Genomic DNA, 17,985 nt, shown 5'->3' with positions numbered 1-17,985 from the left:
AATGAATAAAGAGTCGTTTTAATGCGATTGCCCTGGTTCAGGGGCGAATGTTGACCCTTTCATTTATGCGTACATGTGCGAAGAGTTCAATGATATCAGCGTTACGCATGCGGATGCAGCCGTGGGAGGCGGGGGTACCTGCCAGCGCTTCGGCGTGGGTGCCGTGGATATAGATATAGCGGGAGAGTGTATCAACTGCTCCGCGCCGGTTTTTGCCGGTTTCGCAGCCGCCAAGCCAGAGAATACGGGAGAGTATCCAGTCGCGCTCCGGGTCGTCATGTAACGGGTCGAAGATGGTAAATGGTTTGCGTGCCTTAAAAGCGGTGAATATCGGCGCATCGGCTCCAATCATGGCTGCAATGCGATGGTGGCCGAGTGGTGTTTGCAGGCTGTCCCGCTGATTGCCTGTACCCCGGGCTGCGGTAGATATCGGATAACTATACCACACGCCGGTAGCTCGGCGATGGTGAAGCTGCTGTTCGGCGATGCGGATCTCGATCATGCCGGTAATCTACCTCGCCGGTTGTCCGACTGCACCTCGTGAGTGTTGAGGGGGAAATCAATCGACAGAGTGCTTATGAGACTATGCGTATGAGTCCTTCTGATATCCTAAGGATGATCTTTTGTGGGCGAACGCACTTGAAAGCGCAGTTTAATGTCCCTACACAGGGGCGGTCTTGCAGGAATCATAAGTGAGAGATGGAGCAGGGATAATCCCCGCATAGTGAATTTGAGGAGGATGGTTTGAGCGACAAGCGTAAGGAATCCGGTAAGCAGAAAGAGTCGCAGGAGTTGGATGCGGCCGTTGATGTTGATGAAGTTACGGTGGACGATGCAGTGGATCCGCTTGAGCAGCTACAGCAGGAGAATAATGAGCTGAAAGACCGGCTGCTGCGCACACATGCGGAGATGGAAAATCTGCGCAAACGTAGTGAGCGACAGGTGGCCGATGCACACAAATTCGGCATCGAGAAGTTTGCCTCGGCGCTGCTGGATGTGGCTGATAATATGGAGCGGGCGCTGGAAGTGGAAGCAGGAAACGAGGAGGCGCTACGCGAAGGGGTGCAACTGACTCTCAACAGCTGGCATGACCTGATGAAACGCTTCCACGTTGAACGTATTGATGCGGTCGGTCAGCAGTTTGATCCGAACTGGCATGAAGCACTGACGCAGATGCCCAGCGATGAGCCGGAAGGTACCGTGGTCGCCCAGCATGTGGCCGGATACAGCCTGCACGGGCGTTTGATACGGCCCGCCAAGGTTTTGGTTTCCAGTGGTCCGCAGAAATAGCAGAAATAAAGCCAGGAGCAGGGAATCGATCGTTTCCCTGTAAGAAGGTAAACAGCAGACAGGGGTTGAATTCGCTTTTCGCTCTCCCCATAAAGCATCTACAGATATTTTAATTTCGCATCATTGCATGCACAACAGGAGTGTAAACAAAATGGCAAAAGTAATCGGTATCGATCTCGGCACAACCAATTCATGTGTTGCCGTGATGGAAGGCGGCAAGGCCAAAGTAATTCCCAACAGTGAAGGTGATAACACCACGCCGTCGGTTGTGGCATTCACCAAAGATGGCGAGCGTCTTGTCGGTGCTTCCGCCAAGCGTCAGATGGTCACCAACCCCGATAAAACCTTTTACGCGGTAAAGCGTCTGATCGGTCGCAAGTATGAGGCTGCTGAAGCCAAACATCATCGTGAGCTGGTCGCTTATCCTGTCGTCAAGGCGGATAACGGAGATGCCTGGGTTGAAGTGGATGGCAAGAAGATGAGCCCGCAGGAAGTCAGTGCCATTGTGCTGCAGAAGATGAAAAAGACAGCCGAAGAGTATCTCGGTGAAGAGGTCAAGGATGCGGTGATTACCGTACCGGCCTATTTTAACGACTCCCAGCGTCAGGCGACCAAGGATGCAGGCGCTATTGCCGGTCTGAACGTGTTGCGTATTGTCAACGAGCCGACTGCTTCCGCACTGGCCTATGGTCTGGACAAGACCGAAGAGAACCATCTGATTGCCGTTTACGATCTGGGTGGCGGTACGTTTGATATCTCGGTGCTGGAAATTGGTGATGGCGTATTTGAAGTGAAATCCACCAACGGCGACACCTTCCTCGGTGGTGAAGATTTTGATCAGGTGCTGATTAAATATCTGGCCGAAGAGTTCAAGAAAGAGCACGGCGTTGATCTGATGGCCGACAAACTGGCACTGCAGCGCCTGAAGGAAGCGGCTGAAAAGGCCAAGATTGAGCTCTCCAGCAGTCAGCAGACAGAAGTGAACCTGCCGTTTATCACGGCCGATGCCTCCGGTCCGAAGCATCTGCTGATCAAGGTAACACGCGCCAAGTTCGAAAGTCTGGTCGGTGATCTGGTTGAGCGTTCGCTGGCGCCATGCAAGCAGGCATTGAAAGATGCGGGCGTGAAGGCATCCGATATCCATGAGGTTGTGCTGGTCGGTGGTCAGACCCGTATGCCGCTGGTACAGGAGAAGGTGAAGTCATTCTTCGGTCGCGAGCCGCATAAGGGTGTGAATCCGGATGAAGTGGTGGCGATTGGTGCTGCAATTCAGGGCGCTGTGCTGACCGGTGATGTGACCGACGTGTTGCTGCTGGACGTTACGCCGCTCTCACTCGGTATCGAAGTTGAAGGTGGTCTGTTCAACAAGATTATTGAAAAGAACACCACGATCCCAACCAAGAAGAGCCAGACCTATACCACGGCTGCAGACAATCAGACGGCTGTAACCATCAAGGTTGCACAGGGCGAGCGTGAAATCTTCTCGGCCAACAAGCAGATGGGCCTGTTCAACCTGGAAGGGATTGCGCCGGCACCGCGCGGTATGCCGCAGGTTGAAGTGACCTTCGATATCGACTCCAACGGTATTATTCATGTGCACGCCAAGGACAAGGGTACCGGCAAGGAGACCTCGATTCGCATTGAGTCCGGCTCCGGTCTGTCCAAGGAAGAGATTGAAAGCATGCAGAAGGATGCCGAGGCGCATGCCGAAGAGGACAAGAAGCAGAAAGAGCAGATCGAGACGAAGAATCGTGCCGACGCTCTGGTCTACTCGACGGAGAAATCGCTCAAGGAGCATGGCGACAAGGTGGATGAGGATACCCGCAAGAGTATCGAGGAAGCACTGGCAGAGCTGAAGACAGCAATTGAAGGCGGTGATGTGGAAGCGATCAGCGCAGGCGAGCAGAAGCTGGCCGAGAAGTCGCAGAAGCTGGGTGAAGCGATCTATCAGCATATGCAGAGCGAGCAGGCAGACGGTGGTGAATCGGCTGCAGAAGGAGCAACCGATGCGTCATCCGGTTCTGCAACCGATGCCGATGTGGTGGATGCCGAAGTTGTCGATGAAAAAGACAAGAAGTAAGCTGTAAGCTGTAGTGTAGGGAGCGGAGAGTGTAAACTCCCCGCTCCTTTTCACGTTTTAAAGAATGGTTTTAATAGTTAAAACAGAGATGCACCACAGAGTAGACAGGGTGAACATGGAGAGAAACTCTGCAGGGTGGATGGTTTGGCCGTGGATGTGCCGGGCGAATAACACGCACTGCTGGAATAGCTGTCTTGCTCCGTGGTAAAAATAGATTTGATTTGAAAGCAGGGAGTGACAGTGACCAATCGCGATTATTATGAAGTGCTGGGTGTGGCCAAGGATGCCGATGAAAACACTATCAAGCGGGCGTATCGTAAACTGGCTATGAAATTTCATCCGGACCGCAATCCGGATGATAAAAAGGCTGCGGAAAACTTTCGCGAAGTGACTGAAGCGTACGAAGTATTGTCCGACTCAGCCAAGCGTGCCCGTTATGATCAATATGGTCATGCCGGTGTGGATGACCAAATGCAGGATTTCTGGCGCGGTGGCAGTGCTGGCGGCTTCCAGGATTCGCATGCGTTCCGTGACTTCGGCGATCTGTTTGGCGACGTCTTCGGTGATGTGTTCAATGGCGGTGGTCAGCGTGCCTCCCGTGGTGCGGATCTGCGATACAACCTGAGTTTGTCGCTGGAAGAGGCCGCCAATGGCAAGGAGGTCGAACTCGAGATCCCCAAGCATGTCGGTTGCGATACCTGTCACGGCAGCGGCGCGCGTCCCGGCACGAATCCGGTACCCTGTTCGACCTGTGGTGGTCATGGTCAGGTACAGATGCAACAGGGATTTTTCGCTGTACGGCGTACCTGTCCCGCCTGTCATGGCAGCGGTACGCGAATTGATTCGCCTTGTATCAATTGTGGTGGCGCAGGCCGTGTGAAGACCAGCAAGAAGCTGAAGGTCAAGGTTCCGGCAGGCGTCTATGACGGCGCACAGGTGCGTGTTACCGGTGAAGGCGAAGCCGGCCAACAGGGTACGGCACCGGGCGATCTCTATATTGTGATTTCGCTGAAGAAACACTCCATTTTTGAGCGTGATGGTGCGGATCTGCACTGCACGATGCCGGTCACTTTTCCACAGGCATCACTGGGCGCCGAGGTGGATGCGCCGACGCTCGATGGCCGGGTGAAGATCAAAATTCCTGCCGGCACCGAAGGCGGCCGGGTATTCCGTTTGCGCGGTCACGGTGTGCCGGATATTCGCGCATCCGGCCACAAGGGTGATCTCTATGTACGCGTTCAGATTGCCGTACCGAAGAAGATGAGCGGACGGCAGGAAGAGTTGTTACGCCAGTTCGCTGCAGAGGCTGGAGATGAGATTTATCCCGAGCGTTCTTCCTTCCTCGGCAAGGTGAAAGATCTGTGGGATGAGTTGTCCGGGGATGCCAAGCCATGAGTGGCGTCAGGGTTGTCGTCGTCGGAGCTTCCGGGCGCATGGGGCGTATGCTGGTACGTGCGGTAGCGGAAAGCAGCCGCTGCGACCTGGTCGGCGCTACCGAGCGTTCGGGCTCGGAGTTTTTGGGCCGCGACGCCGGTGAGATGGCCGGTGTGGAGACATTGGCTGTGCGTATTATTGATGATATTCAGCAGTGTCCTGCTGCCGATGTGCTGATCGATTTCACAGCACCGGCTGCGACACTGAAGCATGCAGCCTTTGTCGCCGAGCGCGGTATGGGCATGGTGATTGGTACGACCGGCTTTGATGCAGGGCAAATGCAGCAGTTGCGAGATATCCTGGCCGATTCGCCGGTTGTCATGGCGGCCAACTATTCGGTCGGCGTGAATCTGGCACTGAGCCTGATTGAGCGGGCGGCACAGGTGCTGGGCGACGACTACGATGCCGAAATATTTGAAGCGCATCACAAGCACAAGGTGGATGCGCCAAGCGGTACGGCGCTGGCTATGGGCAAGGCGCTGGCGTCAGGTCGAGGTGTGGAGCTGGATGATGTAGCGGTCTTGTCACGCGAAGGCATCACCGGCGTTCGTAAACCCGGCAGTATCGGTTTTTCAGTTGTGCGTGGCGGTAATATCGTGGGTGAACATCAGGCGATGTTCATCGCCGATGAAGAGCGCATTGAGATCAACCATATGGCATCGGATCGTATGGTCTTTGCCCGTGGCGCTGTGCGTGCTGCAGGCTGGCTCTCCGCTCAGTCTGTCGGCTGGTATGATATGCAGGATATGCTGGGGCTGAAAAACTAGGTTGCTACAACACTAATCCATCGAAAGGGGCTGCATATGCGGCCTTTTTTTTTGCGCATCGAATCAGTATATCTGAAGCAGACCCGAACAGGGGGGTAATTATAGTCATCAGCTGTCGGGGTGGTTAAGCTTCAGCCTCTGCAGGTGCGCGGACGGCGATAATATCAACATCAAAATTCAGTACTTCGCCGGCCAGCGGGTGGTTGGCATCGACGGTGACCGAAGTCTCATCGGCTCCGATCACGGTGACCAGTTCGATGCCGTGACCGGTATCGGCCTGAAATCGCATACCGGGTTCGATAGGGCCGTCAAACTGAAAAATGTCTCGCGGAACCTGCTGGAGCAACTGCTCGCTGCATTCGCCATACCCCTGTTCCGGTTGCACGCTGACGGTAACACGGTCGCCGGCCTTTTTGCCTTTCAACGCCTGTTCCAGGCCTGGTACCAGTGCGTCGGTGCCGTGAGTGTAATCCAGTGGCTCGCCGTCGCGTGATGATTCAATTATATCGCCATTCGGTTTTGTCAGCGTGTAGTGAATGGTGACGATACTGTTGTCCTCTATATGCATATGAACTCCTGATGCGCCGATAATGGCTGGCAGGCTAACCTATGTCAGGGCGGAAAAAAGGGTGACCTGTTACTTTGTCCGATGCAGCGAGTAGTGATAATCATTATCATTGACTGATTAATGATAATGATTATCATTCACACCCAGCGAGGTGGTCATGAGGGCATATTCTGAAACCGTTTCAATGATCAGGGCAGGGAAGCTGTTCACGGGGCTGGCACCGGGATCAAAACGGCTGCTAATGCATGCACGCAAGCAGTCTGCATCAATAAGCGTTGCTGTAATCGTTATACTGGCCGGTTTAACTAACTTCATGTTGCCGGCTGATGCACTGGCACGAAAGGTGTACTCCCCTGCGGTTGAGAAGGGAGAGGCAGAAATCGGATATTTACTGGACTACAGCGTCAACACCGATCCGGCCAGAAATGCCGGAGCACGGCATCAGTTTGAGTACGAACTGGGAGTCACGGATCGTTGGTTGACTGCTGTCTATGGTGACTTTCGCAAGAATCCGGGACAGAAGTTCACCTGGCAGGGGGTGAAATGGGAAAACGTCTATGTGCTGACCAAACCGGGAGAGCAGTGGCTCGATGCAGGGTTATATCTGGAATATTTCAGGCCGCGAGCCGGACTGAATTTACCCGATGCACTGGAATTCAAGCTGCTGTTGGAGAAAGAGAGTGGCGGTCTGACGCACACTGCCAACCTGATTCTGACGAAAGAGCTGGGTCGCAACGCGCTCCCTCACGTCATTGCAGGCTACGCGTGGCGGAGTAAATGGCGTTGGCGGCGGGAGATAGAGCCGGCCATCGAGCTGTACGGCGGGCTGGGAGATGTTTCTCAAACGCTCGTACCATCCAGACAGTCTCAGCAGGCCGGTATTGTACTGCTTGGAAAATTGCATGGCGGTTTCAGTTATGAGATCGGTTATCTGTTCGGTCTGACACCGGTGACCGATAAAGGGATGCTGAAATTCATCATTGGATACGAACTGTAAAACAAGTGAAAACGGTAGTGAGAGCAGCCTGTTAGCGTGCAGCGGTTGCCGTGGAGGAGGCGTGCAGTTTCAGCATCAGTTTGACCTGTGCCAACGGCATGTCGAGTCGATCGGCGATGGTTTCCGGCCTGTCTCCCTCCCGGTGCATGCGTAAAATCATGGTTGCCTGGGTACTGTTCTGGGGCGGAGGAGCGTCGTTGAACGTTGGTCGGGGGCTATCTGTCCGGCTCTGTACGCGCTGTGCTGTAGCCTGCTTTTCTACAGGCCGTCCGGGTGCTTGACTCTGCTCCTGTCGGGATTTCAGTTGCTGCATACTGTGGGTTGCCTCGGCCAGGTGTCGGGTTGCCTCGTCCAGTTGTGCGGCCGTTGTAGCCAACAGTTGCTCCATCGCCTGTTGGCGTTTGCCATTGCGATACCAGGTCAGCCACAGCATGAAAATACCGATCAGCAGGGTCAGGTCGATGCAGAGGCTTAGCCACTCTCTGCCGGAGAGGCTCAGTCCGGGAATGATAGCTTCCATAGCTGTTAATCCAGCCCCATAAGGCCGCGCAGGCGCACTACCATTTGCGAATGCAGCTGTGATACGCGGGATTCAGTGAGACCGAGAATCAGAGCTATTTCTTTCATCGTCAGTTCTTCATAATAATAGAGCGTGACCAGAACCTGTTCGCGTGCCGGCAGGCGACTAATGCCGTCGGCCAGCTGTTGTACAAATTGCATCAGCGAATTCTGCGCCTCAGGCGTATCGGCCGGATCTCCTGCCAGTGTTTCCAGTATGCTTATCTCATCGTCAAAATCATTGTTCACCGGCAGATCATCAAAGTGAATAATCGACATGCTGCGCACATTAGTCAGGCGCGTCCGGTATTCATCCAGCGAAATATTAAGGTGTTTGGCGATTTCGGTCTCTTCTGCCGGGCGTCCATAGACCTGTTCCAGTTGTTGAAAGGCAGTCTGCATCTCCTTGGCATGATCGCGCAGGCCGCGCGGCATCCAGTCAAATGCCCGCAGATAGTCGATCATGGCACCGCGAACCCGGTAGGATACAAAGGTTTTAAACTGGACGTCGCGACTATGATCGAAGCGCTGGGCCCCATCGAGCAGGCCGAGCACACCGGCATTGATCAGATCATCAAACTCTATGGAGTCGGGAGTGCGCCGCATCAATTGGTCTGCATGGTAGCGCACCAGAGGCAGGTACTCCTCCAATAATTCATCCGGTGTCGGTGTGATGCTGTAGTTAGGCATGGTATTCATGCACCGGAATCCTGTGTTCCTGAGTTCCGGTCATGGTGGGTCGGAAGCAGCAGATTCAGCCATGCCAGCAGCACGCCCATCCAGCCGCCGGCAAATGTCAGCGTGAGCATACGCAATAGTGCATCAGAGATCGGGATATTCTGAATCAGGCAGACAGCGAGGCCGAAGAGCAAGCCTGTCAGGCTGCCGGTAAGAGCGGCATGGACAGGTTTCACTGCAGTTTTCCTTCTGCCTGTAAGGCAGTGGTGTTCAGGGCATCATCATCACCCAGAGAAGCGGCCAGACTGTGCTCCCAGAAGAACTGCAAGCCGGCCGAGCGGGAACTGTCGCGCGGGCGATCCAGCAGGCTGTCAAACAGCTTTTCCAGATGGCGGGAGAGATCGGTGCCATTATGGATTAGTGGTTTTTGGCGTTGAATGGCTTTGCGCACATCGGTGTGTTGCGGGACATAGCCGATATAGTCCAGATAAATATCAAGATAGCGGTCGCTGACCGATAACAAACGCTTGAAGGTAATCTGGCCGTCAATTTCATCGGTTTGATTGACGAGCACCATAAAGCGGCGCACACCACGCTGCTGCGACATGACCTTGATCAGTGCATAGGCATCCGTCAGGGCGGTCGGGTCAGGCGTTAATACGACCAGCGCGGTTTCCGATGCGGAGGCGAAATAGAGCACATTTTCACCGATGCCGGCTGCCGTATCGATAAGGATCAGGTCATAATCACGACCGGTCTCACGCAGTGTGTCGAGAATGGTCTGTTGCTCGCGGACATTCAGGTTGGTCAACTCATGCAGGCCGCTGCCACCCGGCAATACATCAAAACCCTGTTTGCAGGGTACAATCAGCTCTTCCAGGCTCGTGCCTTCCGTGAGCAGGTCGCGGATACTTCCGGATGTCTGCAGGCCAAGCATGACATCAACATTAGCCAGTCCCAGATCGGCATCAATAAGCAGTACTTTATGACCTTGGGCTGCTGCATGCGCGGCCAGATTGACGGAGACAAAGGTTTTTCCTACGCCGCCTTTACCGCTGCTGATGGAAATAACACGGGGAGAGCGCGTAGTCATAATGTTTGTTTCAGCTGTTGCTGCGGAGACGGTAGCCGGAGTGCTCACGCGGTAACATCCCGGCTGGCTTTACTTAACATGGCGGTGAGTGCCTGATCAGTCAGCCAGCCCATCTGCTCCGGCACTTCCGGTCCGAAACTGCAATATCCCAAAGGCATCCCGGCCGCAATCGACCAGTTGACAATTTTCCCCGGCTTCTGTGTTTCATCCAGCTTGGAAAATGCCAGATGTGTCATGGCCGATGCTGTATGATGTGCCAGTAATTGCATGCCATCCTCCTCATCCATGTTGGCAGGTAACACCAGAAAACGTTCGGTGCATTGCATGGCATCCCATAATCCGGTTTGCCGCCGCAACCCGATATCGCGTCGCGGACTCCAGCCTTCAGAGTCTATTAGCAGGAGTTGTGCCGATTGTGTCTGGCGCAGTATATTGGCGGCATCCGATAGCTTGTTCAGCGGGAAAAAGGGTACGCCGAGTGTGCTGGCATACGCCTTCAGGCTGTCCAGCCCGCCCATGCGCTCGGTATCGGTGGAGATCAGTGCGATACGAATACCTTTCATGCTGTAATGGGCTGCCAGCTTGGCAATCAATGTGCTTTTACCACAGCCGGCAGGGCCGCTGAAAAGTACGGTGTGCTGTTGTTGGCCGGGGTTGATACGCCTGCTCCAACGAATGGTCTTGCTGCCTGTCGGTTTTCTTTGTGCAAAATCGCCAGCCATGTCAAAAGCATGACTGGCAGCGATTCCCAGCTTGCTCAGATGATCGAAGGCCAGCTGTTCAGCGTTATCGGTCAGTGCCTGACGCAGGCTGTCACTCTCCCTGTTGCCCAGCCCTTCAACCAGGCGCTCCAGACGCCTGATGGTGGCATCGACATGGGGGGATGCTTGCGTCCTTGTATCAGCGGGTTTGACCTCTTTGACAGTCGGTTTTGCCGTTTCAACGGGGTTGCTGTTGTCCAGTGCCGCATGCACATGCCACAGGCTTGAGCCGCTGGCATCCTTGGACTGCTGGCGATCCAGAATCAGTGCCTCCGGTCCCATGTCCTTGCGCACTTTGGCCAGAGCCTCATGCAGGTGCGGCGCTGTAAATACCTTAATTCGCATCGTACAGGCTCACTTTGGCCAATGACTGAATATTGGTTTGGGGAGGAATCTCGGCAATCGATAAGACAGCGATGCGGGTCATCACCTTGCGCAGGGCCCGGGTCAGGTGACCGCGCAATTGCGGCGTTGTCAGCAGCACCGGAATATCCACATCAAAATGCGAGGAGATTTCATTAACCCGGGAGATGAAGCGCTGCCATTCGGGCATATCCAGCGGCAGTGCCCAGCCCTGTTGCTGGCTCATGCGCTCGCTCATACGTTGTTCGAGCTCTCCATCGAGCATGAATACAGCCAGTTCACCCTGTGCGTTCAGGTAGCGTTGGGTAATGGTGCGACCAAGCCGTGTGCGCACTTTCTCAACCAGATCATCAATGCTCAGATGTTCTCCGGCATGATCGGAGAGCGCCTCGAGAATCAGCATCAGGTCTCGAATCGGTACCCATTCAACCAGCAACCGCTGCAATACATTTTGTAGCAGGCCGACAGGCACCTGTGACGGCACGATCTCCTCGACCACTTTCGGGTGACGCTGAGCAAATTTCTCCAGCAGGTCATGGACCTGAGTACGATCCAGCATTTCGGCCGCCTGGCCACGCAACAGCTCGGTCAGATGGGTGATAATCACAGTTGTCGGCTCGACCACCGTATAACCGGAAAGCTCGGCTTGTTGCCGTTTATCTTCAGAAATCCATACCGCCGGCAGTCCGAAAGCAGGTTCCTGTGTGGCGATACCTTCTACGGGCGGGCCGCTGATCTGGCTTTCCAGTGCCAGCAGATTGCGTGGCCGGATTTCACCCTTGCCGACAATAGCGCCGCGAATGAGAATCTGATAATCGCTTACTCCCAGTTGCAGGTTATCCTTGATATGTACCGGAGGCAGCACGAAGCCGATCTCCTGGGTGATCTGTCGCCGCACTTTTTTCATCCGGTCGAGCAGGTTGCCTTCGCGACCGCCTTCCACCATGTCGATCAGGCCATAGCCGATTTCCAGTCGGATCGGATCTTCCACCAGCAGATCATCGAGCTCCTCTTCGCCCATCGGTTCGGCCAGCGGGGTGACATCTTCGGCGATGGTTTCCAGACCTTTCTGCTGCTGTCCCAGCTGCAGATAATAGCCGCTGGCACCCAGGCCAAGGGAGAGGATCAGGAAGGGGATGAAGGGCAGACCGGGGACGAGACTCATCAGGAACAGTGCGCCGGCAGCGACCCAGTGTACTTTGGGGTGAGCGGTGAACTGCGCCTTGAGCTCAATAGGCAGCGATTTGTTGCTGCTGGCGCGGGTGATGATAATGCCGGCTGCGGTGGAGATCACCAGAGCCGGAATCTGTGAGACCAGGCCGTCACCGACCGTTAGCAGGCTGAACACGGACATGGCATCGGTGACCGACATGCCATGCTGCATCACGCCGATGATCAGGCCGCCAACGAGGTTGATGACCGTGATGATCAGGCCGGCTACCGCATCACCGCGTACAAATTTGGAAGCACCATCCATGGCACCGTAGAATTCCGCTTCGCGCGCCACATTTTCACGGCGAACTCTGGCTTCGGCTTCATTGATCAGACCTGCATTCATATCCGCATCGATAGCCATCTGCTTGCCGGGCATGGCATCCAGTGTGAAGCGGGCAGCCACTTCGGCAATACGGGTGGAGCCCTTACTGATGACGACAAAGTTAATCAGCACCAGAATGATGAAAATAATCACGCCGACAAGGGTATTGCCGCCGACCACAAACTGACCGAACCCTTCGATAACATGGCCGGCTGCCGCAGGTCCATCCTGACCGTTCAACAGAATCAGGCGGGTGGTGGCCACATTCAGCGAGAGACGAAACAGTGTGGTTAGCAGCAGCAGGGACGGAAATACTGAAAACTCAAGCGGTTTAAGCACATACAATGCGGTGAGCAGAATCAGAACGCCGACGGTGATATTGGCGGCAAGCATCACATCCATCAGCCATGTAGGCAGTGGCACCATCATGACCAGCAGCACGGCGAGCACGCTGATTGCCAGCAGAATATCCGGCTGTTTCCCGATGCGCTGTAGTGTCATAACGGCAGCTTGTTGCATTGTTTTGTGTCGCTCCTTGCCTTGTTCGACTGTTATCGCTGCTTCAAGCGGAATATTTCGGCCAGAATGATGGCGATCGCTTCAAACAGTACTTCCGGTATTTCATCGCCGACCTTGACCTGCTTAAACAAGGACCTTGCCAAAGGTTTGTTTTCGCGCATCGGAATATGGTGCTCGCGCGCGATCTCCCTGATTTTCGCAGCAAGATGTCCCTTACCCTTTGCCAGTACGCGCGGAGCACCCGGGCTTAAAGGATCGTAGGCCAGGGCAATGGAGATATGGGTTGGATTGGTAATAATCACATCTGCATCAGGCACATCGGACATCATGCGGTTCTGTGCCTGCTGCATCTGAATCTGACGAATTTTAGCTTTCAGCTGTGGGTCGCCTTCACTGTCCTTGTGTTCATCGCGCTGTTCTTTCTTTGACATGCGCAGTGATTTTGCGTGCTCCCATCGTTGATAAAGTACATCTGCCAGTGCGATGACGACAAAAATAACAGCCACTAGCGTTGTGATTTTGACGCTTCCGAAAAGGGTCAGGGCGGCAATATCCGCCGGGTCTTTCAGGGCGGTATGCAGAATTTCGGAAAACATGCCGCTGACGATGGTCGCGCATGCCACGGAAATCAGGACAAGTTTCAACACGGATTTGATAAATTCAGCCAGCGCCTTGGTGGAGAACAGGCGTTTGATCCCTTTCAGGGGACTGATTTTTTCAAATTTGGGTATCATGGTTTCAAAGGTGAATACAGGGCCGCTGACCATGAAAGTTACCAGTAGGCCCAGCAGCATAATGGGTACGGCAATGGGTAGTACAACCATGGCCATGTCGGTAACTGCAGAGATAAGCAACTTCTGCATACCTTCGCCGGTCGCCTTGATATGTACGGCTCCGGACAAATAGTTCGTAAGCATGTGCTGCATCTGTTCACCGAACCAGCTGCCAAGGCCGGTGATGACGATCAGGCTGATGACGGTGAAGGCAATGGCCGTGGATGGCTCCTTGCTGGTAGCAATTTGCCCCTTCTTGCGCGCGTCTTCTTCCCGCTTCGGGGTCGCCTCTTCGGTTTGTTGGCTCTTATCCTGTTCGTCAGCCATGCTTTACACGCCGCTCATGTGCCGCAAAAAGAGGGGGATTTGATTGGGCAGGGTGGAGAAGGCATCGCTGACCAGGTAGACAAAGGCAGGCATGCCGAGGGCGAAAGTAAGCAGGCCAAGACCGACGGTAAGGGGGAAGCTGACAAAAAACACCTGAATTTGTGGTACCGCGCGCGATAACAGACCAAGTGCCACATACACCAGCGTCATCAGTACCATCAGCGGTGCGGCGATTTTCAGCGCCAGCACAAACATTGTTGCGGCAGCATCGGTCAATGTTGACAGGGCCGGGAAGTAAATGGCCTGATGAATCGGAAACAGCGTGAATGATTCGATCAGAGCGGTAATAAACATGTGGTGCGCCCCGACCGATATCCACAGCAGCATAGCCAGTGTCACGGCCAGTTGTGAGACAACCGATTGCTGGGAATGGGTCATGGGATCAAAGACGTTGGCAACACTCATGCCCATCTGGAAACTGATCAGTTGTCCGGCAAGCTGGATAGCGGCAAAGATCAATTGGGCGAACAGGGCAATAGCGGCAGCAACCAGGATTTCATGGATAGCGACGATGACAAACGCAACGGGTTTCAGCGGTATGGCGGCCACCTTGTCTGCGACCAGCGGAAAGATCAGGATCGTCAGCAATACAATCAGACCTCTTTTGATCTGTGCGGGGACCAGTTGATGACCGAGAATCGGCAGCATCATGATCAGGGCGCTGACGCGCAACATCACCAGCAGGCCGATAATGATCTGCTCAATGTCAGGCCATGGTACATCCACTGTTGTTACCGCGTCAGGGTAGGAATCATCGAGAACAGTTCACGGGTAAATGAGATCATCTGATCGCTCATCCACGGTGCGGCAAGAATCATGGCTACAAAGACAGCAATAATTTTGGGAACGAATGTCAGCGTCATTTCCTGAATCTGGGTGACAGCCTGAAACAGCGAAATGGCGATGCCGACGACCAGAGCAACGCCCAGCATGGGCAGGGAAATCATCAATACTACCTTGAGTGCTTCACTGCCAATTTGAATAACGGAATCAGGAGTCATATCCACTATTCAGCAACCCCCGTGCCAATGATGTCGGCAAGCTTGTTTTACTGTATGATAAGTACAGGAGGGAGGCGTGATTCACGCTGTTGCGCCGCTACCGGGCTCGGGCAGCAACCATGACAGGCCAACCCGTCACTTCACCTCCAAGGTGTTGTTTGGCGAAACGTTGTAGCGATTGCTTTTAGTCGGTCAGGGAGTGACGTATGACTTGTTGCAGGGCTTCCGGGCTATAGGGTTTCTGGATAAAGCCGGCAAGAATACCGAAGGCGAACTGTTCACCGGTTTCCTCTTCATTGTAGCCGCTGGACAGGATGACTTTGACATCGGGATTAATGCACAGTAATTCGGCCAGGCATGCTTTACCATCCATTTTCGGCATCGTTAAATCCAGCAGCACCAGCACTATTTTTTGTCCGTGGCGACGGTACAGGTCTACCGCTTCTTCACCGTCGGTGGCGGAGATGGTGTCAAATCCCATCTCTTCGAGCATAGCGGTGGCGACTTCGCGGATCGTTGCCTCATCATCGACCACAAGTACTGTGCCACGACCTTGCCAGTCGGGATCGACGCCTGACGGATTCTGCCCCGGCACAAGCTGACAGGAGCTTGTCGGTAGCAGTACCTTGAAGGTGGTGCCCTGGCCCGGCTCACTGTAGACACGAATGGCGCCATGATGGCCGCGTATAATGCCGAGCATGGCGCTCATGCCGAGCCCCCTGCCGGTAAATTTGGTGGTAAAAAACGGATCGAACATCTTCTCCATGGTTGCGGCATTCATGCCACAGCCATTGTCGGAGACCTCCATATAGACATATTCGCCCTCACTCAGGGTATCATTGTTTATCGTACTCTCCAGATAGGCACGATCGACATGCATGGTGCCGGTGACAAAACTGATCATACCTCTCTTCTCACCAATGGCTTCATTGGCATTGGTAATGAGGTTTAGAATAACCTGCTGTATCTGGGCTCTGTCGGCATCAATCAGCGGCAGCTGGTCGTTCAGTTCATAGCGGATAACGATGTTTTTTTCGATGGAGACTTCCATCAGCCGTGTCATCTCCTCAATCAGGTGACTCAGATTTACCGGTTTGACGATAAAGCGACCCTTGCCCGAATAGGCCAGCATCTGTTTGCACAGGTCCGCTGCTCGCTGGCTGGATTCCTCAATACGTGCCAGATATGGTTTTGCCGATACCGAATTATCCATCTTGCGCTCGGCGATGGCCGCATTGCCCATGATGGCGGTGAGCAGGTTGTTGAAGTCGTGCGCGATACCGCCCGCCAGAATGCCGAGACTTTCCAAACGTTGGGTATGCTCCAGCTGTTCGTTCTGCTTCTTTTCAGCCGTAATATCGCGATCAATACAGATCTGGTGATGCACATGGCCCATCTCATCCATGATTGGGGAAACGCGACGGGCTATTACTGTTTTGAGACCGCCGGCAGGGTGGAATGACATCTCTCCGGCCCAGTTTTCTCCGGAGGCGATGGCTGATACGATGGCACGGTAGGTATCATCGCCCTCATAGCCGCCGCGTAATCTGGCGATAGAGGTTCCGATCAGCTCTGTGGCCGGATATTTGTACAGGGATGCTGCCGCAGGGTTGGCAAATTCAATGCGTCCCTGAGCATCCAGGATCATGATGCTCTCATCGCTGGCGTGAATAGCTTGCTCCAGCAGAGTCATCATTGCTTCAGCCTGTTTGCGACGGGTAATATCGCGTGCCACGCCCTGCACGGCAACCGGTTTGTCGTTGCGCAGGATCAGGTTGGAGTTGATTTCCAGTATGTGGCGATTTCCCTCGCTATCCATGACCGTCAACTCATAGACGGTACTGCCGCCCTGTTCTGCTTTTTGCGCCATCATCGAGCGCACTTTCTCCGCCTCTTCCGGCACGATGATTGTGTTGATGTTTCGGCCGATGATATCGCCGCCGAAGTTGCGTGTGCATGTCGTATTGGCGGTGATGATAGTGCCGCCCAGATCATGTGCATAAATCATGTCGGAGCTGTGCTCGACCATGGCGGCCAACTCCGACTCATGCTGGCGGCTGGCTGCCAGCTGATCTTTTTTGCGACAGTTTTCTATAGCGATGCTGGTCAGACTGGCAATATTCTCGATCAGATCAATATCCGTTTTAGTCGGGCAGCGCGGTTCGTTATAATACATGGCAAATGTGCCCAGCACCTCCCCTGCAGCATCGCGTACAGGTTCTGACCAGCAGGCGCTCAGATTAAAAGCGCGGGCTGCCTCGCGATAGCTCTCCCAAAGTGGGTCGATGGCAATATCGGTGACGATAACTCTTTCATTGAGGAAGGCTGCAGTTCCGCAGGAGCCCGCTTTTGGCCCGATCTCTTCGCCATCAACTGCTGCGTTCCATGCATCCGGCAGGCTTGGCGCAGCCCCGGTCTGCAGCCGTTTACCGGTTTCATCGAGCAGCAGTACCGACGCGAACATTCCCGGGCGCTCGCTCTCTACCTGTTGTGTGATCGTTGTCAGTAATGCATTGAGGTTTCCACTATGGCGGGCAATGGCATCCAGAATGGCGCGCTGCAGACCAAGCGTATATTCATGTGCTTCACGTTGTCCGATTTCTGTCTCAAGCTGTTCATTTTTTGCCATGCTCAGCTGTAGCAGACGGGTATTTCGACGTGCAAAAATACTTAGCGACAGGATGTACAACAGGTCCATGCCGCCCAGAGTCATATAAACCTCTGTGTTCTGGGCAAAAAACCAGATACAGGGCAGTATCAGTAGCGGCAGCGTAAAGGCATAAAATAGCTCCATACGGCCGGCATAGGCGTTGCTGCTGCTGGCAACAATGCCGATCAGTACAAGGATAACCAACATCTGGTGGTGTGGATCCAGTGTGGGGAGAAACAGAGGGGCCGAGGTGCCCCAGGTCACTCCGGCGGCAGCTGTCAATATGGTTTGCAGGTGCCTGTTGCGGCTAAATGGTAGCTGAGGGCTCAGACTGGCCAGGCGGAGAAGGGAGAGCACACACAGACTGACCAGCCACCAGGCGAGAGGCGCAGTTGCGGTGTGAGGCCACAATGCAGCAGCCAGCATGGCTGCAATCAGTACGGAAACTACGATGGAGGTAGACATTTGCCGGTTAACAGTCGCCATGATGCCCATCTTGTCATTCATCGCTTGCTCGTCCATACGCTCC

Annotated in this window: 17 protein-coding genes; 5 read left to right on the top strand and 12 right to left on the bottom strand. The window is 54.3% G+C overall.

The window, feature by feature from the left end; genetic code table 11:
* Window positions 1–37: 37 nt before the first annotated feature.
* Window positions 38–502 carry a L,D-transpeptidase gene (locus SPV1_RS00390; protein WP_009849085.1) on the bottom strand — a complete coding sequence of 155 codons (465 nt, stop codon included), beginning with the start codon at window positions 500–502 and terminating at the stop codon, window positions 38–40.
* Window positions 503–744: 242 nt separating this feature from the next.
* On the opposite strand from SPV1_RS00390, the gene SPV1_RS00385 reads away from it, so the two are divergent.
* The 4 genes from SPV1_RS00385 (at window position 745) to dapB (ending at window position 5,571) form a co-directional block, all read left to right on the top strand.
* Window positions 745–1,290 (top strand): nucleotide exchange factor GrpE, encoded by a 546-nt coding sequence (locus SPV1_RS00385; RefSeq protein WP_009849084.1) that lies wholly within the window; start codon window positions 745–747, stop codon window positions 1,288–1,290.
* A 151-nt stretch (window positions 1,291–1,441) separates the two neighbouring features.
* Window positions 1,442–3,370: a molecular chaperone DnaK gene (gene dnaK, locus SPV1_RS00380; RefSeq protein ID WP_009849083.1), complete on the top strand. Its 1,929-nt coding sequence runs from the start codon at window positions 1,442–1,444 to the stop codon at window positions 3,368–3,370.
* 240 nt (window positions 3,371–3,610) lie between these two features.
* Entirely contained in the window at window positions 3,611–4,765 is a 1,155-nt protein-coding gene (gene dnaJ, locus SPV1_RS00375) for a molecular chaperone DnaJ (protein ID WP_009849082.1), read from the top strand.
* On the top strand, window positions 4,762–5,571 hold the full coding sequence (gene dapB, locus SPV1_RS00370) for a 4-hydroxy-tetrahydrodipicolinate reductase (protein WP_009849081.1): 810 nt from the start codon (window positions 4,762–4,764) through the stop codon (window positions 5,569–5,571). Before dnaJ ends, dapB begins: the two co-directional genes overlap by 4 nt.
* A 124-nt stretch (window positions 5,572–5,695) precedes the next feature.
* On the opposite strand, the gene SPV1_RS00365 is transcribed toward dapB, so the two are convergent.
* A complete protein-coding gene (locus SPV1_RS00365) occupies window positions 5,696–6,139 on the bottom strand; it encodes an FKBP-type peptidyl-prolyl cis-trans isomerase (RefSeq protein WP_009849080.1) in 444 nt (147 codons plus the stop codon).
* A 184-nt stretch (window positions 6,140–6,323) separates the two neighbouring features.
* Here SPV1_RS00365 and SPV1_RS00355 point away from each other — a divergent pair, with 184 nt between their 5' ends.
* A complete protein-coding gene (locus SPV1_RS00355; protein WP_231288215.1) occupies window positions 6,324–7,136 on the top strand; it encodes a hypothetical protein in 813 nt (270 codons plus the stop codon).
* 31 nt (window positions 7,137–7,167) lie between these two features.
* Here SPV1_RS00355 and SPV1_RS00350 read toward each other — a convergent pair whose 3' ends face one another.
* The 10 genes from SPV1_RS00350 to SPV1_RS00305 all read right to left on the bottom strand — a co-directional run bounded on the left by SPV1_RS00350 (window position 7,168) and on the right by SPV1_RS00305 (window position 17,978).
* Entirely contained in the window at window positions 7,168–7,656 is a 489-nt protein-coding gene (locus SPV1_RS00350) for a DUF6115 domain-containing protein (RefSeq protein ID WP_009849077.1), read from the bottom strand.
* Window positions 7,657–7,661: 5 nt separating this feature from the next.
* A complete protein-coding gene (locus SPV1_RS00345) occupies window positions 7,662–8,393 on the bottom strand; it encodes a FliA/WhiG family RNA polymerase sigma factor (protein ID WP_009849076.1) in 732 nt (243 codons plus the stop codon).
* A complete protein-coding gene (locus SPV1_RS00340) occupies window positions 8,390–8,608 on the bottom strand; it encodes a hypothetical protein (protein ID WP_009849075.1) in 219 nt (72 codons plus the stop codon). The genes SPV1_RS00345 and SPV1_RS00340 overlap by 4 nt, the downstream gene beginning before the upstream one ends.
* The gene (locus SPV1_RS00335; RefSeq protein ID WP_009849074.1) at window positions 8,605–9,513 is read right to left on the bottom strand and encodes a MinD/ParA family protein; all 909 of its coding nucleotides are present in this window, start codon (window positions 9,511–9,513) and stop codon (window positions 8,605–8,607) included. The genes SPV1_RS00340 and SPV1_RS00335 overlap by 4 nt, the downstream gene beginning before the upstream one ends.
* Window positions 9,510–10,571 (bottom strand): flagellar biosynthesis protein FlhF, encoded by a 1,062-nt coding sequence (locus SPV1_RS00330; RefSeq protein ID WP_009849073.1) that lies wholly within the window; start codon window positions 10,569–10,571, stop codon window positions 9,510–9,512. The genes SPV1_RS00335 and SPV1_RS00330 overlap by 4 nt, the downstream gene beginning before the upstream one ends.
* Window positions 10,561–12,627: a flagellar biosynthesis protein FlhA gene (flhA, locus tag SPV1_RS00325; protein ID WP_231288214.1), complete on the bottom strand. Its 2,067-nt coding sequence runs from the start codon at window positions 12,625–12,627 to the stop codon at window positions 10,561–10,563. Before flhA ends, SPV1_RS00330 begins: the two co-directional genes overlap by 11 nt.
* Before the next feature lie 50 nt (window positions 12,628–12,677).
* The gene (gene flhB, locus SPV1_RS00320; RefSeq protein WP_009849071.1) at window positions 12,678–13,745 is read right to left on the bottom strand and encodes a flagellar biosynthesis protein FlhB; all 1,068 of its coding nucleotides are present in this window, start codon (window positions 13,743–13,745) and stop codon (window positions 12,678–12,680) included.
* A gap of 3 nt (window positions 13,746–13,748) precedes the next feature.
* Window positions 13,749–14,531, bottom strand: a complete 783-nt coding sequence (gene fliR / locus SPV1_RS00315) for a flagellar biosynthetic protein FliR (protein ID WP_009849070.1) — start codon at window positions 14,529–14,531, stop codon at window positions 13,749–13,751.
* Between the two features lie 5 nt (window positions 14,532–14,536).
* On the bottom strand, window positions 14,537–14,806 hold the full coding sequence (gene fliQ, locus SPV1_RS00310; RefSeq protein ID WP_009849069.1) for a flagellar biosynthesis protein FliQ: 270 nt from the start codon (window positions 14,804–14,806) through the stop codon (window positions 14,537–14,539).
* Window positions 14,807–14,990: 184 nt separating this feature from the next.
* Complete coding sequence (locus SPV1_RS00305) at window positions 14,991–17,978, bottom strand: hybrid sensor histidine kinase/response regulator (RefSeq protein ID WP_152909234.1); 2,988 nt, start codon at window positions 17,976–17,978, stop codon at window positions 14,991–14,993.
* Window positions 17,979–17,985: the final 7 nt, after the last annotated feature.

Origin of the sequence: Mariprofundus ferrooxydans PV-1, from assembly GCF_000153765.1 — a bacterium.
Taxonomy (GTDB): domain Bacteria; phylum Pseudomonadota; class Zetaproteobacteria; order Mariprofundales; family Mariprofundaceae; genus Mariprofundus; species Mariprofundus ferrooxydans.
Note: the sequence above shows the minus strand (reverse complement) of the source record. Positions and strands in the feature narration are given on the sequence as shown.